The organism is Paludibacterium yongneupense DSM 18731, from assembly GCF_000422925.1.
GTDB lineage: Bacteria > Pseudomonadota > Gammaproteobacteria > Burkholderiales > Chromobacteriaceae > Paludibacterium > Paludibacterium yongneupense.
The window spans coordinates 22487-48076 of the sequence record NZ_KE383960.1; the positions used below are offsets into that span (position 1 = coordinate 22487).

General features: G+C 62.1%; 26 protein-coding genes. 9 read left to right on the forward strand and 17 right to left on the reverse strand.

The features are described 5' to 3' along the window. Positions 1-202: 202 nt before the first annotated feature. The 7 genes from G520_RS0118820 (at position 203) to trhA (ending at position 4661) form a co-directional block, all read left to right on the forward strand. A complete protein-coding gene (locus G520_RS0118820; RefSeq protein ID WP_028537007.1) occupies positions 203-820 on the forward strand; it encodes a MotA/TolQ/ExbB proton channel family protein in 618 nt (205 codons plus the stop codon). Positions 821-826: 6 nt separating this feature from the next. Continuing rightward, a complete protein-coding gene (locus G520_RS0118825) occupies positions 827-1243 on the forward strand; it encodes an ExbD/TolR family protein (RefSeq protein WP_028537008.1) in 417 nt (138 codons plus the stop codon). Continuing rightward, the gene (gene lpxK / locus G520_RS0118830; RefSeq protein WP_028537009.1) at positions 1240-2247 is read left to right on the forward strand and encodes a tetraacyldisaccharide 4'-kinase; all 1008 of its coding nucleotides are present in this window, start codon (positions 1240-1242) and stop codon (positions 2245-2247) included. The genes G520_RS0118825 and lpxK overlap by 4 nt, the downstream gene beginning before the upstream one ends. Continuing rightward, positions 2237-2419 carry a Trm112 family protein gene (locus G520_RS0118835; protein ID WP_028537010.1) on the forward strand — a complete coding sequence of 61 codons (183 nt, stop codon included), beginning with the start codon at positions 2237-2239 and terminating at the stop codon, positions 2417-2419. The genes lpxK and G520_RS0118835 overlap by 11 nt, the downstream gene beginning before the upstream one ends. Continuing rightward, entirely contained in the window at positions 2416-3171 is a 756-nt protein-coding gene (gene kdsB / locus G520_RS0118840; protein ID WP_028537011.1) for a 3-deoxy-manno-octulosonate cytidylyltransferase, read from the forward strand. Before G520_RS0118835 ends, kdsB begins: the two co-directional genes overlap by 4 nt. A 44-nt stretch (positions 3172-3215) precedes the next feature. Next, positions 3216-3869: an adenylate kinase gene (adk, locus tag G520_RS0118845; protein ID WP_028537012.1), complete on the forward strand. Its 654-nt coding sequence runs from the start codon at positions 3216-3218 to the stop codon at positions 3867-3869. Between the two features lie 174 nt (positions 3870-4043). Continuing rightward, positions 4044-4661, forward strand: a complete 618-nt coding sequence (gene trhA, locus G520_RS0118850; protein ID WP_028537013.1) for a PAQR family membrane homeostasis protein TrhA — start codon at positions 4044-4046, stop codon at positions 4659-4661. Positions 4662-4700: 39 nt separating this feature from the next. Here the strand turns inward: trhA and G520_RS0118855 are convergent, their stop codons facing one another. The 15 genes from G520_RS0118855 to G520_RS0118925 all read right to left on the reverse strand — a co-directional run bounded on the left by G520_RS0118855 (position 4701) and on the right by G520_RS0118925 (position 18474). Further along, positions 4701-6299, reverse strand: a complete 1599-nt coding sequence (locus tag G520_RS0118855) for a DUF3369 domain-containing protein (RefSeq protein ID WP_028537014.1) — start codon at positions 6297-6299, stop codon at positions 4701-4703. Continuing rightward, on the reverse strand, positions 6296-7834 hold the full coding sequence (locus G520_RS0118860; protein ID WP_028537015.1) for a sensor histidine kinase: 1539 nt from the start codon (positions 7832-7834) through the stop codon (positions 6296-6298). Before G520_RS0118860 ends, G520_RS0118855 begins: the two co-directional genes overlap by 4 nt. Positions 7835-7945: 111 nt before the next feature. Then, positions 7946-8842, reverse strand: coding sequence for a DMT family transporter (locus G520_RS0118865; RefSeq protein WP_028537016.1), 897 nt, complete (start codon positions 8840-8842; stop codon positions 7946-7948). Continuing rightward, complete coding sequence (locus G520_RS23460) at positions 8839-10341, reverse strand: NAD(P)H-hydrate dehydratase (RefSeq protein ID WP_084637710.1); 1503 nt, start codon at positions 10339-10341, stop codon at positions 8839-8841. The genes G520_RS0118865 and G520_RS23460 overlap by 4 nt, the downstream gene beginning before the upstream one ends. Continuing rightward, on the reverse strand, positions 10328-10957 hold the full coding sequence (locus G520_RS0118875; protein WP_028537017.1) for a flavin prenyltransferase UbiX: 630 nt from the start codon (positions 10955-10957) through the stop codon (positions 10328-10330). Before G520_RS0118875 ends, G520_RS23460 begins: the two co-directional genes overlap by 14 nt. 41 nt (positions 10958-10998) lie before the next feature. Then, complete coding sequence (gene rapZ, locus G520_RS0118880; protein WP_028537018.1) at positions 10999-11838, reverse strand: RNase adapter RapZ; 840 nt, start codon at positions 11836-11838, stop codon at positions 10999-11001. Continuing rightward, positions 11819-12775 carry an HPr(Ser) kinase/phosphatase gene (gene hprK / locus G520_RS0118885; protein WP_028537019.1) on the reverse strand — a complete coding sequence of 319 codons (957 nt, stop codon included), beginning with the start codon at positions 12773-12775 and terminating at the stop codon, positions 11819-11821. The genes rapZ and hprK overlap by 20 nt, the downstream gene beginning before the upstream one ends. Continuing rightward, entirely contained in the window at positions 12768-13229 is a 462-nt protein-coding gene (ptsN, locus tag G520_RS0118890; RefSeq protein WP_028537020.1) for a PTS IIA-like nitrogen regulatory protein PtsN, read from the reverse strand. The genes hprK and ptsN overlap by 8 nt, the downstream gene beginning before the upstream one ends. A gap of 123 nt (positions 13230-13352) precedes the next feature. Then, positions 13353-13667, reverse strand: coding sequence for a ribosome hibernation-promoting factor, HPF/YfiA family (gene hpf, locus G520_RS0118895; RefSeq protein ID WP_028537021.1), 315 nt, complete (start codon positions 13665-13667; stop codon positions 13353-13355). Between the two features lie 69 nt (positions 13668-13736). Then, on the reverse strand, positions 13737-15134 hold the full coding sequence (locus tag G520_RS0118900; RefSeq protein ID WP_028537022.1) for an RNA polymerase factor sigma-54: 1398 nt from the start codon (positions 15132-15134) through the stop codon (positions 13737-13739). Between the two features lie 6 nt (positions 15135-15140). Then, positions 15141-15869, reverse strand: a complete 729-nt coding sequence (gene lptB / locus G520_RS0118905; RefSeq protein WP_028537023.1) for an LPS export ABC transporter ATP-binding protein — start codon at positions 15867-15869, stop codon at positions 15141-15143. Next, positions 15866-16414 carry a lipopolysaccharide transport periplasmic protein LptA gene (gene lptA / locus G520_RS0118910; RefSeq protein ID WP_028537024.1) on the reverse strand — a complete coding sequence of 183 codons (549 nt, stop codon included), beginning with the start codon at positions 16412-16414 and terminating at the stop codon, positions 15866-15868. Before lptA ends, lptB begins: the two co-directional genes overlap by 4 nt. Continuing rightward, positions 16404-16964 carry an LPS export ABC transporter periplasmic protein LptC gene (gene lptC, locus G520_RS0118915; protein ID WP_028537025.1) on the reverse strand — a complete coding sequence of 187 codons (561 nt, stop codon included), beginning with the start codon at positions 16962-16964 and terminating at the stop codon, positions 16404-16406. Before lptC ends, lptA begins: the two co-directional genes overlap by 11 nt. Next, positions 16961-17485, reverse strand: coding sequence for a KdsC family phosphatase (locus G520_RS0118920; RefSeq protein ID WP_028537026.1), 525 nt, complete (start codon positions 17483-17485; stop codon positions 16961-16963). Before G520_RS0118920 ends, lptC begins: the two co-directional genes overlap by 4 nt. An 8-nt stretch (positions 17486-17493) precedes the next feature. Further along, the gene (locus G520_RS0118925) at positions 17494-18474 is read right to left on the reverse strand and encodes a KpsF/GutQ family sugar-phosphate isomerase (protein ID WP_028537027.1); all 981 of its coding nucleotides are present in this window, start codon (positions 18472-18474) and stop codon (positions 17494-17496) included. A 111-nt stretch (positions 18475-18585) separates the two neighbouring features. Here G520_RS0118925 and G520_RS0118930 point away from each other — a divergent pair, with 111 nt between their 5' ends. After that, positions 18586-20556, forward strand: coding sequence for a monovalent cation:proton antiporter family protein (locus G520_RS0118930; protein ID WP_028537028.1), 1971 nt, complete (start codon positions 18586-18588; stop codon positions 20554-20556). Positions 20557-20590: 34 nt separating this feature from the next. Here G520_RS0118930 and G520_RS0118935 read toward each other — a convergent pair whose 3' ends face one another. Further along, positions 20591-22747 carry an AsmA family protein gene (locus tag G520_RS0118935; protein ID WP_281424470.1) on the reverse strand — a complete coding sequence of 719 codons (2157 nt, stop codon included), beginning with the start codon at positions 22745-22747 and terminating at the stop codon, positions 20591-20593. Positions 22748-22948: 201 nt separating this feature from the next. Between G520_RS0118935 and panS the strand changes: the two genes are divergently transcribed. Next, complete coding sequence (gene panS, locus G520_RS0118940) at positions 22949-23863, forward strand: ketopantoate/pantoate/pantothenate transporter PanS (protein ID WP_028537030.1); 915 nt, start codon at positions 22949-22951, stop codon at positions 23861-23863. Positions 23864-23904: 41 nt separating this feature from the next. Here the strand turns inward: panS and G520_RS0118945 are convergent, their stop codons facing one another. Then, the gene (locus G520_RS0118945) at positions 23905-25509 is read right to left on the reverse strand and encodes an ABC transporter substrate-binding protein (RefSeq protein WP_028537031.1); all 1605 of its coding nucleotides are present in this window, start codon (positions 25507-25509) and stop codon (positions 23905-23907) included. Between the last annotated feature and the right edge of the window lie 81 nt (positions 25510-25590).

The window sequence follows — 25590 nt, forward strand, 5'->3', positions numbered from 1 at the left end:
TTTCCGGGCGCTGCCGTGCGCCCGGAAACGGGGGCAGGTCGTGCCCAAGCTTGTTTGCATTCTGTTTAAAATGGTATGGGTTTCTCTTGCGCGATTGCTTTCTGCCGCTTCCGGTGCCGGCGGCGTCGTTTTCAGTCGTAATATTGCCGGGCCGTTCCTTAGAGGCTAAAGTTGGGCGTTTGGAATGCTCAGGAGTCTGCCCGTGTGGTCAATAATCGAAGCGGCTGGATGGCCCATCTGGACTATCGTCGTTGCCTCAGTCGTGTCGCTAGCCATTATTCTCGAGCGTTTTTTCAGCCTGCGCCAAGCCCTGGTCGCTCCTGGCGGCCTTCTGGAGCAAACGGTGCGCGAGTACCGTACCGAAGGCGTGTCCGCTTTGCTGCTGCAAAAGCTGGAACACCATTCTCCGCTTGGTCGTCTGTTCGCGGCAGGACTGCGCAACGCGGGCGGCAGTCGCGAAGTCATGAAAGATGCGATTGAAGACGAGGGGCGGGTGGTCGCCCACCAGTTGGAGCGTTTTATCACCACGCTGGGAACCATCGCCGCCATGGCCCCGCTATTGGGGCTGCTCGGGACAGTGGTCGGCATGATCGAGCTGTTCGGTTCCCAGTCGCCCGTGGGGACAAATCCCCATGTGCTTGCGCACGGCATATCGGTAGCTCTTTACAATACGGCGTTTGGTTTGATCGTAGCCATTCCCAGTATGATTTTCTACCGGCATTTTCGGTCGCGTGTCGACTCGCTGCTGGTTGACATGGAGTCGCAGGCGGTCAGACTGGTCGAAGTCCTGCACGGTGGCCGCCATAACGGCGAGGAGTGAGCGAGCATGAATTTCCGCCGCGGCAGGCAGCGTGAAGAACCCGAGATCAACCTGATTCCCCTGATCGATCTATTGCTGGTGATCCTTATCTTTCTGATGGTCACCACGACCTATTCCTCGTTTTCCGAGATGAAGATCAATCTTCCAACCGGCAAGGGCGATCCCGCGCAGGCGCAGGCGCATCTGATACATGTTGCCGTCGCCGCCGACGGCAACATGCAGGTCGACAGCCGGAAACTGGGGGCCGGCGACCGCGCCGGGCTGCTGGATGGGCTCGTCCGTGCGGCAGCGGGGCGATCGGATGCGATCGTCGTCGTCGACGCGGATGCGCGCTCGACGCATCAGTCGGTCATCCGCGTGATGGAGGCCGCGCGCGAAGCGGGACTCACGCAATTGACCTTCGCAACGCGCAACGAACCATGAACTGGGTAGAGCGGCACTGGTACCGTCCGCGCTTCGTGCTCACGCTGCTGCTGTGGCCGCTCGAAGCCCTGTTCGCCATGGTCGCCACGCTGCGCCGCGCGGCCTATCGCTGGGGCGTGTTGCGCAGCGAGGGCTTGCCGCGTCCGTTGGTGGTCATCGGCAATATCAATGTCGGCGGCGTCGGCAAGACGCCGCTGACGCAAGAACTGATCGAAGGCTTCTTGCTGCGCGGTGTCCGTGTCGGCATTGTCAGCCGCGGCTATGGCGGCGCCGGCGGCGTGCCTCGGCTGGTGACGTCGACGAGCCTGCCCGCCGAAGTCGGCGATGAACCGTTGATGCTGGCGGCTTGCGGCGTGCCGGTGGCCGTCGGTCGCGACCGTGTCGCGGCCGGGCGCCTGCTGCTGTCCGCCCACCCTGAGCTCGATCTGATATTGAGCGACGATGGCCTGCAGCATTATCGCTTGCGGAGGGATGTCGAAATCGCGGTCGTCGATAGCGGCCGGGGTTTCGGCAACGGCCGATTGCTGCCCAACGGCCCCCTGCGCGAGGGGGTGCGGCGTCTTGAGACTGTCGACGCGGTGGTGCTCAACGGGAGCGCCGACCTCGATTTGCCTTTGCCGCCGTCCGTTCCCCGTTTCCGCATGCGCCTGGTCCCGGGCTTGCCCTATGCGCTGGGGCGGCCCGATCTGACCCGGCACGCGCGCGATTTCAAGGGCGAACGGGTTGTGGCGCTGGCCGGGATCGGTCATCCGGAGCGTTTTTTTGCGACCCTCGCGGCCTTTGGCATACAGGCCGAGCGGCGGCTGTCCTTTCCCGATCACCATGCATTCGTTGCCTCCGATATCCCGGAAGACGCAGATGCCGTGCTGGTGACGAGCAAGGATGCGGTCAAGTTGCAAGGGGGCAATCATGCTAGACTATGGGTTCTTCCGGTCCGTGCGGCGCTGTCGCCCGATCTGGCCGGGTGGATTCTGGCTCGACTGAAGATACGATATGGACGCTAAATTTTTGGAAATCCTGGTCTGCCCGTTGTGCAAGGGGCCGCTGGTTTACGCGCGCGATAACCAGGAGTTGATCTGCAAACCCGACCGGCTCGCCTTTCCGATCCGCGATGGCATCCCCATGATGCTTGAGCAGGAAGCCCGTCCGCTACCGCCGGACGAAGAAGTGGCATGAGCGCGTTTACCGTCGTGATTCCCGCGCGAATGGCTTCGAGCCGTCTGCCGGGCAAGCCGCTGGCAGATATCGCCGGCGTGCCCATGGTGGTGCGTGTGGCGCAGCAGGCGCAGAAAAGCGCCGCCGGGGGTGTGATTGTCGCCACGGATCACGACGCTGTTCTGGCCGCGTGCCGCGAACATGGGGTCGAGGCGGTGGCCACCCGGGCCGATCACGCCTGCGGTACTGACCGCCTGGCCGAAGTCGTCGATATTCTGGCCCTGGCCGTGAGCGACATCGTGGTCAACGTGCAGGGCGACGAGCCCTTGATCGAACCGGAGCTGATCGATCGGCTCGCCGGGCTGCTCGCCGCCGGCGACGCGCCGATGGCTACGCTCGCGCACCCGCTGGCCAGCATAGACGAGATGTTCAATCCTAACGTGGTCAAGGTCGTGCTCGATCATGCCGGTCGCGCGCTCTATTTCAGCCGCGCCCCCATCCCCTATGCGCGCGACGACTTTGCCCTGCAAGCGACCGCCCTGCCATCCGGGCTTCCCGCGCTGCGGCATATCGGCATGTACGCCTACCAGGCGGGTTTTCTCAAAACATATACCGCCCTTGCGCCGGCCGCGCTGGAGCGCTTCGAGGCGCTCGAACAACTGCGTGTGCTGTGGCACGGGTATGCAATCAAGGTGGCGGTTGTCGATCAGGCTCCTCATGCCGGGGTCGATACCGCCGATGACCTGGCTCGTGTCCGGGCGCTGTTCGCCTGATGCGAGAACTGCCATTACGGCGTGTGAACTTTTGGAGCAAATGAATGAAACTGATTCTGTTGGGCGCGCCGGGCGCCGGCAAGGGCACCCAGGCCAATTTCATCAAGGACAAATTCGGTATTCCCCAGATCTCGACCGGCGACATGCTGCGCGCTGCGGTCAAGGCCGGAACGCCGCTGGGCCTTGAAGCCAAGAAGATCATGGACGAAGGCGGACTGGTCCGCGACGACATCATCATCGGCCTGGTCAAGGAACGGATCGCCGAGTCCGATTGCGCCAACGGTTTCCTGTTCGACGGTTTTCCGCGCACCATCCCCCAGGCCGAAGCCATGAAGCAGGCTGGTGTCGATATCGACTATGTGGTCGAGATCGATGTGCCCGATGCGCAGATTATCGACCGCATGTCGGGCCGCCGCGTGCATGTGGCCTCCGGCCGCACCTATCACGTTCGCTTCAATCCTCCGGCCGTTGCCGGTCGCGACGACGTGACCGGTGAAGAACTGGTGCAGCGCGACGATGACCGCGAAGAGACCGTCAAAAAACGTCTGGCCGTGTATCACGAACAGACCGAAGTGCTGGTCGGCTTTTACTCCGCGCTGGCCAAGGCGGGCGACGCGCGCGCTCCGGCGTATATTCGCGTTGACGGGACGCAGGCCGTGGATGCTGTCCGCGATGCCCTGCTCGCTCAACTGGCCTGATCGCCGATGTCGGCTGGCGGCGCCCTTGCGGGCGCCCGTCGGCCTGCCGCCCGTCTTCCTTTCCATCGCCCTCCCTCCGCCGCGACGCAACCTTTCCGCTTTTACCCTGTCTTGATAAATGCGGCGAAAGCGCCCATCTTCGTTAACTGTCTGTGTCCGTGTGGAGAATCAAGGATGTATCTCGGCGAGCGCTTCAACGGTATCTCACATCTGATCGGCACGGTACTGGCCATCGCCGGACTCGCTGTCCTCGTCACGATCGCGGGCCTGCAGCACGACCCGTGGAAAGTGGTCAGCTTCAGCCTGTACGGTACGACGCTGGTCATTCTTTACCTGGTTTCGACGCTGTATCACAGCGTCAAGGGTCGCGCCAAGGCCATTTTGCAAAAGTGCGACCATTCGGCCATCTATCTGCTTATCGCCGGCAGCTATACGCCCTTCGCATTGGTGACCTTGCGCGGCGCCTGGGGCTGGACCCTGTTCGGGCTGAGCTGGGGGCTCGCCCTGTTCGGTATCGTGCAGGAGCTGACGCTCGGACGGCGTACCCGCATACTGTCCATGATCCTGTACGTGCTGATGGGATGGCTGGTGCTGGTGGCGATCGTGCCGCTGGTGCGGGCATTGTCCGCCGGAGGGCTGTTCTGGCTCGCGCTCGGCGGTGTGTTATACAGCGTTGGCATTTACTGGTTCATCAACGACGAAAAAATCCGTCATGGCCACGGCATATGGCATATGTTCGTGCTCGGCGGCAGTCTGTGCCAGTTCGTCAGCGTGCTGCTCTACGTGGCGTGAAAAAGGCGAGGGCAGCGCGCGAGCGTTGCCGTCTGGTCTTCAGTCCCGCAGTTTGAACGGCAAGCGGTCCTCCGCGATCAGGGTCATCAGGGCTTCGACCACATGCGGGTCGAATTGCTTGCCCGCGCGCGTACGCAGATAGTCCAGTGTCGTCTCCAGTGGCCACGGCTCCTTGTACGGCCGGCGGTTCAGCAAGGCATCGAATACATCGACCACGGCGACAATGCGCGCCGACAAGGGGATGGCGTCACCCGCGCATCGCTGCGGGTAGCCGTTGCCATCGTAATGTTCATGGTGAGCGCCGGCGATTTCGGCGCCCAGGGACAGATAGCTGGTGCCGTCGACTTTCTGGCTCGCCTTGAGCAGAATGTTGGCGCCTATCGTCGCATGCTGCTCCATGATCTGCCGCTCTTCGGGGTCGAGTCGACCCGGCTTGAACAGGATGTGGTCGGGTGTCGCGACTTTACCGACATCATGCAGGATGCTGGCCATGCCCACCGTTTCCATGAATTCGGCCGTCAGTAGTTCGGGGTAGCGATGGCGGCGGCGTAATTCGCCGGCGATGGCATCGACCAGCAACTGTACCCGCCGTACATGCTCGCCCGTGTCCGAGTCGCGGAATTCGGCCAGATCGGCCAGTGCCATGACGGTCGCTTCCTGGGCATTGCGGAACTGGCTGTAAAGATAGAGGTTGTCGTAGGCTGCCGAAATGCGCTGGCAGAATACTTCCAGCAGTTTGCGTTCGATGTCGTCCAGCGGCCAGGGCGGGCTGAAGTGGACGACGAATTCGCGCCCGTTCTGGGACTGGATATACAGAACGTCATACGGGTGCTGGTAGACGCTGCGCTTGTCGCGCAAGGCGTCGCAAATGGCCTGGAATAGCAGCTGGAACTCGCTGAAGTCGTTGTCGTTGCTCAGCCCTTCGTAGGCCCCGGTCGCCGCGATGACTTCGAGCGAAGGGCGCCCGTTATTGTTGGTGCCGCTGTTTTCCAGGCACAGGATGCCATCCATGCCGACGTCGAGAATCGCGCTGATCTGCTTGAGCACGCCCGAGGCGAATTCTTTCAGCGAATGCAGTTTGTAGAGGTCGGCTGCACCCTCCAGTATCTTGGCCAGACCCTGCCGGTTCTTTTCGATGCTGAGGATGTTTTCGTATGCTCGCAGCGACGCGATCAGCGTCGTGAACAACTTCTGGACGGTCAGCTCGGTCTTGGTCTTGTAGTCGTTGATATCGTATTCGAGGATGACCTGTTGTTCCGGCGCCTGTCCGGGTTGTCCGGTGCGCAGCACGATGCGGGTCGTCTGGTTGCGAAGTTCGTTGCGGATGCGATGTACCAGCTTCAAGCCCGCATCGTCGGCTTCCATGACGACGTCGAGCAGGATCAGCGCGACGTCGGGCTGTGCCGCCATGATGTCGAAACCTTGCTGAGCCGAATACGCATTCAGCAATTCCAGCGATTTATCCTTGAAGTGCACGTCCTTGATCGCCAGCCGGGTAGCGGTATGGACATCAGGCTCGTCGTCGACGATGAGGATTTTCCACGGTCGCCGCGTCGGTCCGAGACTGGTTGCGGCTTGCGCCTCGCTATCGTCGACCAGCCAGTCGAGGTCGTGTTGGTCCTTGTCCGCGCTATTCATTGAACCCCCTCTTTGGCAGCTGCCGGTGCTGCGCTAGGCATGTCTATCTGAAAGGTCGTGCCCTCTCCCGGGCGGCTCGATACCAAGATACTCCCCCCCAGGCGCTGGCGGACAATGTTGTACACGATGTGCAGGCCGAGACCGCTGCCGCCGCTGCCGCGTTTGGTGGTGAAGAACGGCTGGAAAATTTTGGGCAGATTCTCGGCCGGGATCCCATTGCCGTCGTCATGGACGGTGAGCCGTATTCCGTTAGGTTCGCAGCGGTGAGCTTCGATGCGTATCTCGCCCGCCTGCCCCTCGGAGTAGGCGTGCATCAAGGCGTTGACCAGCAAATTGGTCACGACCTGCGATAGCGCGCCGGGGTAGCTGTCCATCAATAGGTCGGACTCGCATTCCACCACCACTTTGACTGGCGAACGCTTGAATTTGGGACGCAGGCTGGTGATGATTTCCTGCAAATAATCCTGCAGCTGGAAATCGCGCCGGGCTTCGCTCGTCTGGTCGACAGCCACCTGCTTGAAACTGTGGATCAGATTGGCGGCACGTTCGGAGTTCGACAGTATCAGCTCGCAGCATTCACGCGCCGTCTGCAGATAGCTCTGGAAGTCGCTTTTCTTGATGGAACCCATCTCGAGGTCGCGGCTCAGGTGCTGGGTTTCCGCAGCCAGATGCGAGGCGGTCGTCAGTGTGACTCCGACCGGGGTGTTGATTTCGTGGGCGACGCCAGCGACCAGGCCGCCGAGCGACGCAAATTTCTCCGATTCGACCAGGCTCTTCTGTGTCAGCAGCAGGCGGCTGTACGCTTCCTCTGCTTTTTCCTGTTCCAGACGCGCCGAGGTTTCTGCGGCCGTGCGCATGGCCAGGTCGGCCGTGATGCGGCCCAGAATACGGTTGAAACTTTTCAGTACGCTGCCGAATTCATTGTCGTACTCGGTGACGAAGTCTGCGGTGCTGACATCCTTGCTGCTCGCCGCCCAGTCCAGAGCCTGCTGCAATTTGGCCAGCGGCTTGAATACGAAACGGCGCAGGGCCTGGCTTAGCAGAATCAGCAGCAAGGAGTCGAGCGCCACGATCAGCCCGATGATTTCGAACAGGCGCCGCCGCAGCTTGGACTCGAGTTCCTGGCGCGACAGATAGACCGTGACCTTGCCCAGTTTTTCGCGGCCCTGATAAACGATGGGCAGAGTCAGGATGTCGTCGCTCGGCGGCTCTTCGGATGGAGTCATGTCGCGCAAGCCGTGCTCGTCGCGGATGCGGCCGGTATTGAGGCCGGCGTCGCCGCGGATGCGAATGGCGTTGATCGAACTCCAGCCGAGTTCGGCATCCAGCGTCAGGCGGATGTACTGGTCGTCGAGTTGCCAGACCCCGTTGGGCAGCGACAGCGACAGGCGCTCGCTGAGCGCGTTGCGCAAGGCGAGATAGTCGGCTTCTTCCTGAGCTTTGCTGTTATTGAACGAGAACAGGCCGGTGAGGCCTACGATGAAGGTCACACCCACGATCAACCAGACGGTCAGTTTCGCTTTAATGCTTTTCATCGGGTTGGAAGGCTCCCTGGGCTTCCTTCTAATGGTAAGAAAGTGCGCACTAAAAAGCAAAACAGGTATTACGTTCCATACGATCTGCGTCAAGCGATGCCCGGGAAAGACTCATGCCCGATTGCCCGCACGCGGCCATGGCAATTTTTGCAGAACGAGTCCGCCCAGTATCAGGGTCAGCCCGGCCAGCGTCGACATACGCAATGCTTCGCCCACCACCAGATGGATCAGTACCAGTGAGAGCAGCGGTGACAGATAGATCAGGCTGGCGATGCGGGCAGTGCTGCTGCTGAGCTTCATCGCCGTCAACCATAGCACGAAAGTGTACCCCATCTCGACTGCGCCGACGTAGCCGGCTCCCAGCAGCCCCTGCCAGGCGACCGGGCGCAACATTCCGCCCATTGCGCAGTAGGCGATGATCAAGGGTAGCGAAAACAGGAAATTAAGGGTGAGGCCGATGACGGGTTCGCGCGTGTCGCGGGTATTGAAGATCCAGTAACCGGCCCAGAGCAGAGTGGAGCACAGCGCATAGGCCACGCCGCCGGGGCTGGAAAACTCGAGCGATAGCGGTGCGCCGTGGGTGCCGATCACGAGCACGCCGAAGTAGCAGATGAGGGCGGCCAGCGCATCGCGCGGGCTGAGCCGCTGGCGCAGCAGCGGCACCGACAAAAAAGTCATTGTCAGCGCCCAAGTGTAATTGATCGCCTGGGCTTCCTGTGCGGGCAGCAGCGTATACGCCTGAAACAGGATCAGGTAGTAGAGAAAAGGGTTGATGGCGCCATAGAGCAGCGAGCGCAGCCAGTAGCGCCGTGCGGTAGCGATAAGGAGTGGCAGGCGGCGCTGGGCCGCGAGGATGGAAAGCAGAGCCAGCGACGAGGCGAGGCTCGCATACAGAACCAATTGCGCCGGCGCCATGTGCGACAGGCTGATCTTGAAGGCGGTGGCGACGGTGGACCAGGCCAGCACGGCGGCCAGGCCGCAGGCATAGGCTCGCGTTTGTGACTTCATGGGGATTGTGGCGTGCGGGCGGTGAGGCCGACAAGTTTATCGAAGAGGGTTTGTCCGACCAGCCGGTTGAGCTGGTGGCGTGCGCGTTGCGCGGTTTCCGACGCGGTCAAGCCGATAGCGCCGCCTTGCTCGCGCTGGAAGTCGTCTCCGGCCAGACCGTGGACGAAAACGGACAGGCAGGCGGCAGACCAAGCGTCCATGCCCTGTGCGAGCAGGGCGGCGGCAATGCCGCACAGCACGTCGCCCTGGCCCGCCGCCGCCAGGGCAGGGCCGCCGGTCGGATTGATGCGATAGCGGCCATCGGGGGCGGCGATAAGGCTGCCCGCGCCTTTCAGTACGACGATGCAGGCGAAGCGCTCGGCAAGCGTCGTCGCCGCCGCGATGCGGTCAGCCTGCACGGCGCTGGAGGGACAGGCCAAAAGGCGGGCGGCTTCGGCCGGGTGCGGCGTCAGAATGCTGGGCCCGCTGCGCCTGCTCAGCGCATCGGCCAGCGCATGGTCGGCGGCGACCAGATTGAGAGCATCTGCGTCGAGTACCAGCGGGCGTGAGTCGGCCAGCGCCTCGCCCAGCAGCGCCGACGCTTGCGGGCTGGTGCCGAGACCGGGGCCTACCGCCAGAATATCCGCTGCGGGAAGGTGTGCGCGCGGCAGCAGCATCAGCTCGGGTGCACGGGTATCCACGGCTAACGCGGGGTCGAGCGCGGCGATCCAGACCTTGCCTGCGCCGCAGGCCAGTGCCGCGCGTCCGGCCAGCAGCGCGGCGCCCAGCATGCCGCACGCCCCGCCGACGATACCGATACTGCCGTTGCTGCCTTTGTGGCTGTCGCGCCGCCGGCGCAAGGGGCTGGCGTCGGGACGGTTGACTTCCCCGCGTCCGGCTTCGAGCCAGTCCGGCGGGCAGTCGAGAGCCGCCAGCTCGATCTCGCCCGCCAGATCGGCGCCGCTCGCGCCGAACAGACCGGGCTTGTGGCACAGGAATGTCAGCGTGTATCGCGCCTCGATGCAGGCGCCACCGGCATTGCCGGTCCAGGCGTCGAGGCCGGAAGGCACATCCAGCGCGAGGATGGGGGCGGCGCTCGCGTTGAGCGCCGCGATCAGCTCCGACCAGGGAGCGTCCGGGGGGCGGCTCAGCCCGATGCCGAACAGGCCGTCGACGATCAGGTCGTACTGCGCCGCGCCAAGCCCGTGAACGGGCTCTACGCCAGCCGCGCGCAGCGCCGTCAGCGCTCGCTGCGTGGCTGGGCTGGCGGGTGTCGCCGGCACCAGGATATCCGGCCGGTAGCCGCGCTCGTGCAGCAGCAGGGCGGCCATCAGTGCGTCGCCTCCATTATTGCCGACCCCGGCCGCGATCAGGAGGCGGGCCGGGCGCGGATAGCGCGATGTTATCCAGTCGGCGGCGGCGCATGCGGCACGCGCCATCAGGTCGACCCCCGCTTCTTCGGCGCGGCTCTCCAGCCTGCGCAGAGCTTCGATGTCCAGAATGCGGTCAAGCGATGCCATGCGTTCCATCCTGCTCTCCCCAGCGCGGGATCAGCGTATTGGCGATGCCAAGTTGATCGAGTACGCGCGAAACGACAAAATCGACCATGTCATCGATGCTGGTCGGATGCGTGTAAAAAGCGGGCACCGGGGGCAGTATCACGACGCCCAGCCGCGCGAGGCGCAGCATGTTTTCGAGGTGGATCACCGACAGGGGGGTCTCGCGCGGCACCAGCACCAGATTACGCCTTTCTTTCAACATGACGTCGGCGGCACGTTCGATCAGATTGTCCGACATGCCTTGCGCTATCGCCGCCAGCGTTCCCATCGAACACGGACAAACCACCATGGCATCGGCGGGATTCGAGCCCGATGCCACCGGGGCGAACCACTCGTCGCGCCCGAAGACGTCGAGGCGGTCGGCCGCGGCCGGGTTGCGTTGCAGCAACCAGGCCTTGAACTCGGCGGGACGCGAAGGCAGGGTCAGCTGCATTTCCTGGCGGGCGACGATCTGCGCCGCCTGGGAATAGAGCACCCAGACCCGGACGCCCGCGCCGAGCAGACATTCTATCAGACGCAGGCCATAGGGCATGCCGGAGGCGCCGGTCAGGGCGACGGTAACGGTAGAGGGGTGCATGGCAGGGTCCGGTATCGGCCGCGGTGGCGGCCGGAGGCAATTCAGTCGTGCGACAGCTGGCGGTGCCGAATCAGTACCTGCTGTCCGCGGAAAGCGGCCGCCAGTTGCTCGGAAATGTACACCGAGCGATGTTGGCCGCCGGTGCAGCCGATCGCGATCGTGAGGTAGCTGCGGTTCTCGCGCGAGAAATGCGGCAACCAGCGTGCGATCAGCTGGCCGATGTCGGCGACCATCTCGCCGACCAGCGCTTCACCCTTGAAAAAATCGATCACGGGCTGGTCGAGTCCGGTCAGCGGCCGCAGGGCGGCTTCGTAGAACGGGTTGGGCAGGCAGCGCACGTCAAACACGAAATCCGCGTCCAGCGGCACGCCGTTCTTGAAACCGAAAGACTGCAGTACCAGCGTCAGGCGGCTGCCATCGGCATCGACCAGCTCGCGGATCGCAGTGCGCAGCGCATTGGCGGAAAGGTCGCTGGTGTCGATGCGGGTGCCGAGCTCCTGGATGAGCCCGAGCATTTCTCTTTCGATGCGTATGCATTCCTGCACCGTCAGCCCCGGGTTGGAGAGCGGGTGGCGGCGACGCGTTTCGGAAAAGCGCTTGACCAGCGTTTCATCCTTGGATTCGAGGAATAACAGGCGGACATCGACCCCCTTCGCGCGCAGGCGGGCCATTTCTTCGGGCAGCGCGCCGAGCGAGGGGCTGGAGCGGACGTCGACACTGATGCCGATGCGATCATAGCCATAATCGGTGTACAGCGACGCCGCTTCGCACAGCATGGTGGCGGGAAGGTTGTCGACGCAGTAGAAACCGCCGTCTTCCAGCGCCTTCAAGGCGACCGATTTGCCCGACCCGGACAGGCCGCTAATCAGTATCAGCTGCATGTTCCTGCTCTCTGAGGAAATTGGTGTGTCTCTCGATAAATTCGCGCGTACTGTCTATGCCGCGCAGTTGCAGGATGTAGTTGCGTACTGCCGCCTCGACAAGGACTGCCAGGTTGCGCCCGGCCGCGACCGGCAGCACCACCTTGCGCACGGTCACGCCCAGAATGTCCTGGGTCTCGGACTGGATGTTGAGGCGATCGAGTGCCTGCATCGCCTGGTCGTTGGCCTTGACCAGATGGATGATCAGCTTCAGTACCTTGCGCGGCCGCACCGCGGTTTCGCCAAAAATGGTACGGATGTTCAGGATGCCTAGGCCGCGCACCTCTAGGAAGTCGCGCAGCAGCGGCGGGCAGCGCCCTTCCAGCATTTCCGGTCCGATGCGGTAGAGTTCGACCGCGTCGTCGGCGACCATGCCGTGGCCGCGGGAAATCAGGTCGAGCGCGAGCTCGCTTTTGCCCATCGCCGAGTCGCCCATGATCAGGACGCCGATTTCGAGTACGTCGAGGAAAACCCCGTGCAGCACCGTCGACACCGCCAGCGCGCGCGCCAGGTAGATGCGCAGCACATCCATCAGGTAGGGGCTTTCCAGCGGCGTGGTCATCAGCGGGACGTTGCGCGTATGGCAATAATCGCGCAGCAGCTTGGACACCGGCTGCCCGTTCGCAACCACGACCACCGACATGCTCTTGTGGAACAACTGGTCGAGCGCCGTTCTGGCGGCCGACTGCTCCAGCCGTTCCAGATAGTCGACTTCAGCCAGGCCTAGCACTTGCACCCGGTTCGGGTGGATGAAGTTGAGGTGGCCGACCAGGGCGAGCGTGGGGCGTTGTTCGTCGATTCCGATGACGTTGTCGGCGCCGGCGGTGCCGGTGACCCAGGACAGGTTCAGCTTCTGGTGGTTTTCCTGGTAGAGCTTGCGGACGGTTATGCTAGGCATCGGTGGACCATTGAGTCAGCAGGCGGTAGATGGCGTCGGCGTCGGGGGCGGAGATCAGGTCTTCGCGCAGCTGGCGGCTGGAGAACAGCTGCGCAAGCTCGGACAGGACTTGCAGGTGCAGGTCGGTCGCTTGTTCGGGGACCAGCAGCACGAACAGGCTTTGCACGGGCTTGTTGTCCGGCGCGTCGAATGGAATCGGTTGTTTGAGACGGATATAGACCGCCGCCGCTTCTTTCAGGCCCCGGGCCCGTCCGTGCGGAATCGCGACGCCTTGACCCAGGCCGGTCGACCCGAGTTTCTCTCGCGCGAACAGGCAGTCGAAGACTTCGCTGCGGGCGATGCCGCGCGTATTTTCAATCAGCAGGCCCACCTGTTCGAAGACGCGCTTTTTGCTGGCGACGTCCAGATCGATCAGGATCAGGTCACGGGTGAGTATTTTGCCGATCAGGCTCATAGGATTCGGGTAAGGCCTTGAAAGTGTAACCGGCCAATTCTACGTTGCCTTGCCGGTCCGGAAAAAGGGGGAAGCGCAAAGAAAAACGGGAACCCTCGGGTTCCCGTGATTATATACAACGTGTCAGAGCGTCGCTTCAGGCTGTGCACCACGATGGGTGGACTGTTTCTCCTTGAATTTGAGAACTTGCCGGTCGAGTTTGTCCATCAGCAGATCGATCGCGGCATACATGTCGGATTCTGTCGCCTCGACGTGGATATCCTTGCCTGAAAGATGAACATTCGCCTCTGCTTTCTGTATCAGTTTGTCGACCGACAGCGTGACCGAGACGTCGATCACTTCGTCGACATGGCGACTGATGCGTTCCAGTTTGCTTGCGATGTATTCCCGCAGCGAAGAAGTGATTTCAAGATGGAGACCAGTCACTTTGATGTTCATAACCCTAACTCCTTCTTTCGTTATTGCCCGGTCGGGCCGGCCGGACAAGCTTGCTATTCCTGCTCCGCACTACAGTGTTTTTCTCATGTTCACGGGCGGTATCTGCATAGCTTCACGATACTTCGCCACCGTGCGTCTGGCAACTTGAATGCCCTGGCGGCCGAGCTCGTCGGCCAGGGCGCTATCCGACAGGGGTTTGCCGCGATCTTCCGACTCGATCAGGCGTCTGAGGTGGGCCTTGATGGCGGTGGCCGAGCATTCGGCGCCGCTGTCGGTTTCCAGCGAGCTGCCGAAGAAGTACTTCAGCTCATAGAGGCCGCTGGGGCACAGAAGATATTTTTGAGTGGTGACTCGAGAGACCGTGGACTCGTGCAGGCCGAGTTCGTCGGCGATGTCCCGCAGGATCATCGGTCGCATGGCGACGTCACCGGATTCAAAGAACGATTGCTGCCTTTCAACAATAGCTTCTGATACTTTGAGTATGGTGTCAAATCGCTGCTGGATATTCTTGACCAACCAGCGCGCTTCTTGCAGTCGGCCCGACAATTCACCGCCCTGTCCCCGGTTTTCGGACAGCATCCGCGCGTACATCTGATTGACTCTCAACCGTGGGATCGCTCCCTGGTTGAGTTCGGCGACCCAGCGCCCTTTGCGTTTCCTGACGACGACGTCGGGGACGATATAGTGGGTGTCGTCCGCGCCGAAGCCGTTCGCCGGGCGCGGGTTGAGCGTGGCGATCAGCAGCTGGGCCTGGCGCAACGTTTCGTCGTCCACCCCGAGCTGACGCTTGAGGCGGGTATAGTCGCGGTTGCCGAGCAAGGCCAGGTGGTGCTCGATGATGATGTCTGCCAGACGGCGCGTCTCAGAGTCGGGCAGCCGTTCCAGCTGCAGGCGCAAGGATTCCGACAGCGAACGGGCCCCGACGCCGACCGGTTCGAACTGCTGCAGCATGCGCAGCCCGATCGCCAGCTCGTCCTGCTCTATTTCTAGCTCGGGCGGCAGGCTGGCGCCGATTTCTTCCAGCGATAGCGGCAGGTAGCCGTCTTCGTCCAGCTCCTCGATCAGCAGGTGCACGATGGCTTCGTCACGGTCACAGATCGCAACCTCTCCCAACTGGGCGAGCAGGTGTTCGCGAAGCGTGCGCGGAGCCGGCACGTTGAACATGGGATCGTACTCGTCGTCGTCGCTGCCGCGACTGCGCCCGCTGCCCCAATCGGTCAGTTCGCCTTCCGAAGACGAGCTGTCCTTGCCGTCCTCGCTCGTACCGGCAGTTTCCTCCTGCGGCGTCGCGTCCGGGGAGGAGGCGCCTTCTTCGTCGCCCTTTTCCAGTAGCGGATTTTCCAGCAGAAACCGTTCGACTTCGGTTTGGAGGTCGATGGTGGACAATTGCAGCAGTTTTATCGACTGCTGCAACTGGGGTGTCAGCGTAAGATGCTGAGAGATCCGGAGCTGTAACGACTGCTTCATGGGTTCCTACAAGTGGAAATGTTCGCCGAGGTAGACCTGACGGACTTTTTCGTTGCTCACCAGCTCGGTCGGCTGGCCCGATGCCAGCACCGAGCCGTCGCTGATGATATAGGCCCGGTCGCATATGCGCAGGGTTTCTCTGACGTTATGGTCCGTGATCAGGACCCCGATCCCGCGTTCTTTCAGGAAGGAAATGATTTTCTGGATGTCGATGACGGCGATCGGGTCTACGCCGGCGAACGGCTCGTCCAGCAGAATGAAGCGCGGGTGCGTCGCCAGCACGCGCGCGATTTCCACGCGCCGGCGTTCGCCGCCCGAGAGCGACAGGGCGTTGTTTTCGCGTAGATGCGCGATATTGAGGTCGTCGAGCAGGAGCGACAGTTCGTCTTCGAGCGCGTCTCCCTTGTAGCCGCCGATCTCGAGAATCGCACGAATGTTTTCATCTACCGTCATCTTGCGGAAGATCGATGCTTCCTGCGGAAGATAGCCTAGCCCCAGCCGCGCACGCTTGTGGATCGGAAAGTGGGTGATGTTTTGGCGGTCGAGCTGAATCTCGCCGCCGTCCACGCCGATCAATCCTACGATCATGTAGAAGCTGGTGGTCTTGCCCGCTCCGTTGGGACCGAGCAGACCCACGACTTCGCCACTGTTGATCGACAGCGAGACGTCCTTGACCACGGTTCGTTTCTTGAAGCGTTTTTTCAGTCGCGAGACCGACAGTACACTCGCCGTCATGGTTTGGTTCCGCTGCTATCCGATGCACTCTTCTGCGGCTGCAGGATCGCCGTGACGCGACCCTTGTTGGCGGTGTTGGGCGCGCCGCCGCGGCTTTGGTAAATCTGGGTTTCGGTGTTGTAGATGATCACGTCGCCAATGACCAGGTCCTCGCCCTTCTTGACGCGGGCATTGCCGGTCAGGATGGCCGTGTGGTTGATGCTGGTGTAATCGACACGGTTGGCCTGGCCGTCTATCCACTGCTCCTTGCCGTCCGAGCTCTTGCCGTCGGCGCGCTGGCGGAAGGTGACAACGCGGCCGGTGGAGATCAGGGTCTGGTTGCCTTGCGCATCCTTGGTTACGGTGACTTTGTCGGCATGGACGATCAAGGTGCCTTGCACGACGACGACATCGCCCTCCCACACGGTGATGCCCCGCAACTGGTCCATCGAACCCGTGTTGGCGGTGATCTGAATCGGTTTCTCGCGGTCGGCCTTATCGGCGTGAGCCAGGCTGGAAATCAGGCCTAGCGCGATGGCCAGGCAGAACAGGCGCTCATTTTTCATAAGTAACCCTTGCTTTGGACAACAGGTGCAATAGTCCTGCACGGTTGTCGTAATTGAAACCCACCGCGTCTGCGGTCGAGTTTCCGTAATGGACGGTCACCGGCGTCTGCGAGCTGGCGTAGCGTTTGTCGGTGTCCAGCGTCATCGCGGTCGTGACCATGGTCGTCAGCGGTTGCCCGGCGAGCGGTTCCTTGATCATGTTGACCCGCTTGTCGAAGAAGGCCAACCGGGTGCGCGTGTTATAGCGTCCGGTTTCGGCCTGTACCGTATATAACAGGGCGCCATCCTGGAAGCTTTGCAGATAGCCGGTATCGTAAAACAGGTCGTGCTGGTTCGGGTACTGCCACATCCTGTCTGCCGTCATGCGTTCCAGCACCTTGCCGTTGAGGTCGAAGCGGGTGGCGACGACCGCGTCGGCGACGAATTCAGGCTTGCTCGGGCTCAGGTCGCGCGAGGAGTCGCCCAGGCGCGATACCTGATCGAGCCAGACGGTCAGGATAGCCATCAGTAGCACGAGTACGATGGGAAACCAACGGTTGCCGCGAATCATGACAGATACCGGGCCATCACCGCATCGTAGCTACCCTGCCATTGCATGATCAGCTCGCACAGCTCGCGCACCGCCCCCATGCCGCCGGCGCAGCCGGTTACGTAGTGTGCATGCTGACGCACCAGGCTGGGGGCATCCGGAACGGCGGCGGCCAGTCCGACCTTGAGCATGACCGGCAGGTCGATGACGTCATCGCCGATGTAGGCGCATTGCTCGGGGTCGAGCCCGGTCTTGGCCAGCAGCTCGGCAAAGGCTTCGCGCTTGTCGTGAATGCCTGCGAAATAGTAGTCGATTCCCAGACCACGCGCGCGGTGTTCGACGCAGGGGGCGTCGCGGCCGGTGATGATGGCCAGTTTGACTCCGGTCGACTGCAGCATTTTCAGTCCCTGGCCGTCCAGGGTGTTGAAACTTTTCATTTCTTCGCCCGCGGCGTTGAAATAGATGCGACCGTCGGTCAGGACACCGTCTACATCCATGATCAGCAGTTTGACCTGGCGGGCCGTCTCGTTTATTGCTTGCATGCCGTTCCTTAAACCACACCCGCCTTGAGCAGGTCGTGCATATTGAGTGCCCCGATCAGTTTGCGATCGCCGTCCAGAACCAGGAGGCCGTTGATCTTGAGGGTTTCCATCCGCTGCACCGCTTCGGCCGCCATGCGGTCGGAGGCGATGGTGCGCGGTTTGCGCGTCATGACCTGGTCGATGACGATGTTGCTGAGATCGAGCGTCTTATCCAGCGTACGGCGTAAATCGCCATCGGTATACACCCCGAGGAGCTCGCCTGCGGAATCGGTCACCGCCGTCATGCCCAGCCCTTTTTGCGTCATCTCCAGCAAGGCGTCCTTTAATGACGTGCCGCTGGGCACGCACGGCACGTCGTCGCCGGAATGCATGACATCGCCGACCTGAATCAGCAGGCGACGGCCGAGGCTGCCGCCCGGGTGGGACAATGCGAAATCCTGCTCGCCGAAATGACGCGCGTCCATCAGTGTCATCGCCAGTGCATCGCCCAGGGCCATCTGCGCCGTGGTACTGGTGGTCGGCGCGAGCCCGAGCGGGCAGGCTTCCTTGTCGACGTGGGCGTCGAGGTGGATGTCGGACAGGCGGGCCATGGTCGATTCGGCGCGCCCGGTCATCGCAATCAGCGTGACCCCCTTGCGCTTGAGAGCCGGCCACAGGGCCAGGACTTCATCGGTTTCGCCCGAATTGGACAGCGCCAGCAGAATGTCGCCCGGCATGATCATGCCGAGGTCTCCGTGCGCGGCTTCCGCCGGATGCATGAAAAAAGACGGAGTGCCGGTGCTGGCGAGCGTGGCCGCGATTTTGCTGCCGACGTGCCCGGATTTGCCCATGCCGGTGACGACCAGGCGCCCGGGGCTGGCCAGAATGGCGCTCACGGCGGAGGTGAATGCGCTGTTGAGGCGGCGGGCCAGATCAACCAGGGCCGATGCTTCAACGTTCAGAACTTCGCGCGCCCGCTCCAGGCGGGTCGAGTCAAGTTGTGTTTCCATAGGGGTGAAGTATATCAAGGTTATAATCGGTTTACTTGGCGGCTGGTGCAACTTTTGCTTGTGCGCACCCCTCTTTAAAGATAATAGCCTCGTAGGGAAAAGCCCGGACCCATGCATTCTCTTGCTCCGATCGTCGTTGTTTTGCTGGCCGCCGTGCTGGCTGTAACCTTGTGCCGCAGCCTGCGCGTGCCCGCCATTCTCGGTTATCTGGTTGTCGGCTTCGCCGCCGGACCCGGTGCCCTGAACTTGATTGCCCAGGGAGAGGAAACCCAGTTTCTGGGTGAAATCGGCATTGTCTTCATGATGTTTTCGATCGGGCTGGAGTTTTCGCTGCCGCGTCTGCGCGCGATGCGTACCCTGGTGTTCGGCGTCGGTCTGGGGCAGGTGTTGTTATGCCTGTTGCCGGTCGTGCTGATCGCCCATTTCGCCAGTGGCAGCGCCCTGACCGGTTTTGCGGTCGGCGGCGCGCTGGCGATGTCCTCGACCGCGATCGTCAGCCGTTTGCTGACCGAACGTCTGGAGCTTGCGCAAGCGCATGGGCAATTGGCGATCGGGGTGTTGTTGTTTCAGGATATCGCCGTCGTGCCCTTGCTGATCTTGCTGCCGGCCTTCGCCGGTTCCAGCGACCGACTGGCCTTCGATCTGGCGCTGGCCGTGGTCAAAGTGATCGGCGTGCTCGCCTTGCTGCTGATCGTGGGGCAGCGCCTGGTCCGTCCCTGGTTCGGCATCGTGGCGCGGCAGCGCTCGGGCGAGCTGTTCATGATCAATGTGCTGTTGGTGACGCTGGGCGTGGCCTATCTGACAGAATTGTCGGGCCTGTCGCTGGCCCTTGGCGCCTTTGTCGCCGGCATGCTGATCTCGGAGACCGAATACCGCTACCAGGTCGAGGACGATATCAAGCCCTTTCGCGACATTCTGCTCGGCTTCTTCTTCGTAACCGTCGGCATGCGCTTGCAGTTGTCGGTGCTGTACGACGGACTGGGCGAAGTGATGCTGCTGCTGTCGTTTCTTGTCGCCGGCAAGGCGCTGGTGGTGTTCTGTCTGGCCCGCCTGGTCGGACAGCGGCCGGCCGATGCCCTGCGCGGCGGTTTGGCGTTGGCGCAAGGCGGTGAATTCGGCTTTGTGCTGCTGGCGCTGGCCGGCAGTCTGAATTTGATTCCCGAGCATCTGGTGCAAGCCGCCATCGCCGCCATTCTGCTATCCATGCTGCTTGCTCCCTTCCTGATCATGCACGGCGAGGCGATCGCGCGGCGGGTAATACGGCAGGACTGGATGCTGCAGGCGCTCGACCTGCACTCGATGCTGATTGAAACGATGGGCAAGAGCGATCACGTCCTGATCTGCGGTTATGGCCGCAGCGGGCAGGCGCTGGCACGGCTGCTGGAAACCGAGGGCATCGCCTTCTTTGCTCTGGATATCGATCCGGAACGCGTGCATGAGGCGGCGGAGGCCGGCGATCCAGTGGTTTTCGGCGATGCAGGCAAAAAAGAAGTCCTGATGGCGGCGGGGGTGATGCGGGCCCGGGTCATGGTCATCGCCTTTGCCGACACGCATGCCGCATGCCGCATCATGCATACCGTGCGCGCGATGCGCGCAGACCTGCCGGTGATCGTGCGTACGCTCGACGATAGCGATATCGACGAATTGAGGCGGGCCGGAGCCGACGAGGTGGTGCCGGAAATGATGGAAGGCAGTCTGATGCTGGCCACCCAGGCATTGATGGAAATGGGCTTGCCGCTCAACCGGGTGCTGCGACGTATCCGCACCGTGCGCGAGGAACGCTACAATTTGTTCCGCGGTTTTTTCCGCGGTGCCAGCGACGATGTCGAAGGGCAGGACGATGCGGCTCTGCCGCGCCTGTTCAGTCTGGGGCTGTGCGAAGGTGCGCATGCGATAGGGCTGACCGTGGCTGCACTGGAGTTACCCGCACTGGGGGTGGAGCTGAAGGCCGTTCGGCGCCAGCACAGCCGTCGTCACAAGCCGGACAACGACTTTGAATTGCAGCGCGACGATGTACTGGTCTTGCTTGGCAGTCCCGAGCAGCTGGCACGCGCCGAAGAGCGCGTGCTCAACGGACTCTGAGTCTGCGCGAGCACCGGCCCCCTCCGGGGCCGGTTCAGGGCAGGATGGTGGTGATCTGTTTCTTGAGTTCCTGCTTCAGGGCTTGCTGTTTCTCGCCCTCGGTCTTTTTGCCTTTGACCATGGCATTGAAATCCAGTGCGTAGACCGGGGCATTGATCGGGCCGGTGATTTTGAGAGGGACGTTGATGCCCTTCAGACTGGTGAATTCACGCGGATTGGCCTGCACATCGAGCGTGTAGTCGATGATGCTTTGCCGTAGATCGACCTTGCCGCCGCCGCTGAAGTTGATCAACTGCGACGCCAGCTTGAGGTCCTGATTGCGGCCAACGCCGTTCTCGAGTTTGAAACTGGCCTGCAAGGTCGAGAACGTGGTTTTCTGGTTCGGCTGGGCCGGCGCGTTCCACTCTTTCAACTCCGCCGGCAGGTTTTTCAGCGCGGCCACCATGTCGATCCCGGTCAGCGCGCCGTTGTTCAGACTCATCTGGACGTCACCGGAAAGCGTATTGCGCAGATCGGCGAAGGATTTGCCTTCTGCGGTGACGGCGACCTGGCCGTTGCCCTTGCCGTCGAGCCGGCTGAAGCTGAGCAGGTCAAGCAGCAGCGGGCGGATGTTCATGCCACGCAAGGTCTGTTTGACTTCGATGTGCGCCTTTTCTCCACGGCGCAGGCGGATCATGCCTTGCAAGCGTCCGGAGTAGATATTGGCCGACATCGGATCGAGATCCAGTTCGCGCGGCGTCGCCAGAACGTTGGTGGCGATGTCCTTGACCCGGAAGCGGCCGACATTGAGCTCGCCTATTGTCAATTTTCCGCTGACATCGAAGAAGTCCAGCCATTCCAGCGGGATCGGGTCGGGATTCTGGAAAATGGCGACCGGATCGCCTTTGGCTTCCGGCAGATAGCGGTTCAGATCGAGCCGGCCGACGGCGATCGTGGCTTCGTGGCGCGGTTTGATAAAGCCGAACTGGCTGACGTTGACCGCGATATCGGAGCCGTCCAGCGTGCCGACCGCGTGGAGGTTGAGGCGGGCGGCATCGAGATTGCCGTCCAGCGATCCACGCATCGTGGATATCAGCTGACCGCGTGGCAGCAAGGGGGTGATTGCCTGCGCGGACAGAGTCAACGGTGCCAAGCGCAGGTCGCGCATGCCGACCAGCGAGAACGGCGCCGACAGCGTCAGCCTGACGCGATGCTTGCCGACCAGCCAGTTGAGTTCGCCATCGAGATGAGTCGCATCGATGCGGCCGCGCAGTATCTTGACGTCGACCAGGTTGGCCGCGACCCGATATACGCTGCGGCCGTAACTGGCGTTGCCGGCGAGGTGCGCGCGCGGGGCGGCCAGCCCGTCTAGCCCGGCGCTGACGGTCGGCACCGTCAGCTTGATCTGGCTGGCGGGCTTTTCGCTGCTGAAGGTGAGGGCGGCATTCGTGCCGCCGGCTTTGAACGTGGCGAAATTGAGCTGGTACTGCCCTTCCAGCAGCAGCCTGCTCTGCCCGAGCCCCTCTACATCGCTCATGGCGACGGCTTCCAGGTGGCTGAACGTCAGTTGGTCATCCTGCAGCGTGAGCGGTGTATTGATCGCCAGCCGCAAAGGCTGCTTGTCGTCGGCCAGTACCGCGCCGGCCGAGACCTTGCCCTGGCTTTGCAGACCGTCGGCATCCAGGTTGACCGAGTCCAGCCGGGCTTTCTGGCCGTTGCTGCGATCCAGCCAGGACAGCGATCCGTCGCGCAGGCGCAGCGTATCCAGCCGCACGCCGTACTCGTGCTGCGGCCGGCGTGCGAACAGGTCGGCGATAGAAAGCGCGCCGTCCTGCGAGCGCTGTATCGTGGCATCGAAACTGTATAAGGACAGCGATTTGACCTGACGGTTGCCCCATAGCAGGGCCATCCAGCCGAGGCGGGCTTCGAGGCGGCCGATGTGGGCGAACGGCGTCTTGCCGTCGGGTTCGGTGATGGTGACGCGATCGACATCCAGTCCCGGCGAGGGGAAGATACGAGGCGTGATCGAGCCGTCTATGATGACTTTGCGGCCGGTATCCTTGAGGGAGTCGGTCAACGCATGGCGTACCGCCGGTTCGTCGAATTGCCAGAAGATCAGCGTCTGGCTCACGGCAAGTATCGCGAGCAGAGTCCCGAGTCCATAGACGAAAATGCGAAGCCACAGCCGTCCTGAGTTCCAGTTTATATTCATTAGCTAGTGGGGAGAATGAGATCGCGGTTGTCGGCGAGGCGCAGGGGTTGTCGGGGCGGATGCGTAAACAATCCGGTCGAGCTGGTATTTTAAGCGGCTTTCCCGGCTATTGAAAGCCCCGCTGCGGCGAGGACGCCGCGATGGGCAGGCGCGCTCATACAAGGTAGTCTGCATCCTTTGCGAAATCGACGAGAAATGAGTATGAGTTCCCGCATTGTGCGCTTGTTCCCCTTATGGGCCGTTTTCTTGTCCGGCATTGCCTATCTCTGCCCGGCCCCGTTCACGTCGCTGGCGGCGGGAATGCCCTTGCTGCTGGCTCTGGTCATGTTCGGTATGGGAATCACCCTGACGCTGGACGACTTCCGCCGGGTGCTTGGCCGGCCGGCGCCGATTCTGGCCGGCGTCGGCCTGCACTATCTGGTGATGCCGCTCGCCGCCTCGGCCATCGCGCGGTTGTTGTCCATGCCGCCGGACCTGGCCGCGGGCATGGTGCTGGTCGGCAGCGTCGCCAGCGGTACCGCTTCCAATGTCATCATTTACCTGGCCGGCGGCGATGTTGCGCTGTCGGTGACGATCTGTGCATTTTCGACTCTGGTCGGCATCGTGGCCACGCCGTTGCTGACACGGCTGCTGGTCGATGCTTCCATCGTGGTCAATGCCGGCGGCATGCTGCTGAGCATCGTCGAAATCGTGGGCCTGCCGGTCGCGCTCGGGCTGTTGGTCAATCATTTCTGTCATCGCCAGGTGCGGAGGCTGCAGCGGGTGCTGCCGCTGTTTTCAATGAGCGCGGTGGTCGTGTTGATCGCGATGGTGGTCGCCGGCAGCCAGCGTCATATCGCCAGCGCGGGCTTGCTGGTCATCGTCGGGGTGATTCTGCATAACGGCACCGGTCTGCTGGGAGGCTACTGGGGCGGACGCCTGCTCGGTTTTGACGAGTCGGTGTGCCGTACTCTCGCCATCGAAGTCGGCATGCAAAATTCCGGACTGGCCGCCACGCTGGGAAAAACCTACTTCACGCCATTGGCGGCACTGCCCGGCGCAATGTTTTCCATCTGGCACAATCTGTCCGGGTCGTTGCTGGCTTCATACTGGCGCCGGCGCGGACCGATGCGCTGAAGCCCGCGCGTGGGTGGGGGGGCGGCCCCCCACCCACGGCCTTACTTCAGACTGACACCGTTGAATACCATGTCGCCGAGCGGACTGATCTTGAAGCCCTGGACATGGGTGTTCATCGGGACATAGGCCACCGAGTGCGCGATCGTGATCCAAGGGACTTCGCGCTTGAATATCTGTTGCGCATCCTGATACAACTTGGTGCGCAGGGCGGTATTCGTGGTCTGGCGTGCGCGGGTCACGTCGCTGTTGAAGGCTTTGTTGCACCAGAACGCGAGATTGCTGCCGCCTTCTTGCGCTTCACACGACAGCAGTGTGTAGAGGAAGTTGTCCGGGTCGGCAAAGTCGGCGATCCAGCCATAGCTCACCGCATCGCCTTCGCCGTTGCGGCTGCGTTTTTTATACTCGCCCCACTCGTAGCTCACGATCTTGGCTCTGACCCCGATGCGGGCCCAGTCGGCCTGGATCAGTTCAGCCATTTTCTTGCCGTCGGGATTGTACGGGCGCTGGACCGGCAGGGCCCACAAGGTCGTCTCGAAGCCGTTCGGGTAACCGGCCCGGGCCAGCAGGGCGCGCGCGGCAGCAGGATTGTAACCGGCATCGCGCACCTGTTTGTTGTACGACCACATCGCGGGGGGAATCGGGTTGACCGCCGGCGTGCCTCCCCCCTGATACACCGCTTTCAGTATCGTCTGCTTGTCGACGGCCATATCCAGCGCACGGCGCACATCGCGGTTGTCGAGCGGTTTGTGGCGGGTATTGAGCGCGATATAGCCGATGTTGAGCCCGTTCTGCGAAGCAATCTTGATATTGGCTGCGTGGCGCAGGGTGTCGAGCTCCTCCGGTTTCGGCTGTCCGGCGATCTGGCATTCGTTGGCCTTGAGCTTTTGCGTGCGCACCGCCGAATCGACCGTGATCGAAAAAATCAGGTTGTCGATTGCCGGTTTACCGCCCCAGTACTGGTCGAATGCGGCGTAGCGGATCTGGGAGTCCTTGTCGTAGCGCTTGAACAGAAAGGGCCCTGTGCCGACCGGCGCATTGTTGAAATCGTTGGCGTGGCCGCTCTTGATCAACTGGTCAGCATATTCGGCCGACTGAATCGCGGCGAAGGACATGGCAATGGTCGGCAAAAAGGTGGCGACCGGATGGGCGAGGACGAAACGGACGGTATGGGCGTCTATTTTCTCTACCGCCTTGAGGTCGGTGTCGAGTCCGGTGTCTGACGCGTAGGGATAGGTCGGCTCCGGTTTGAGCGCCTTGTTGAACGGATTGTCCTTGTGGATCATGCGATCGAAAGTGAATACCACGTCGTCGGCGTTGAAGTCGCGCCCGGGCTTGAAATATGCCGTGGTATGGAACTTGACGCCTTTGCGAAGGGTAAAGGTATAGCTGAGTCCGTCGGGCGATACCGTCCATTTTTCGGCCAGTCCGGGGACGAGTCTGGTCGATCCGCGTTCGAATTCGACCAGCCGGTTGTGCGTCGAGTTGGCGGCGGCGTTGAAGGTGATGCCGGTGGTGTAGCGTGCGGCGTCGAAGCCTTCCGGGCTGCCTTCCGAGCAGTAGATCAGGGTCTTGGCGGCCTCGGCCTGCATGGCGCCAAGCGCCAGCAGGGTTCCGAGCGAAGCGTGCAGCAAGCGGATTTTCTTCATTTCATGTCCTTAGGCTTGAATGGCCTGTACATGATATGCAAATGCGCTAACCTAGGCACGCCCTTTGTCGTGCCGCCGCTC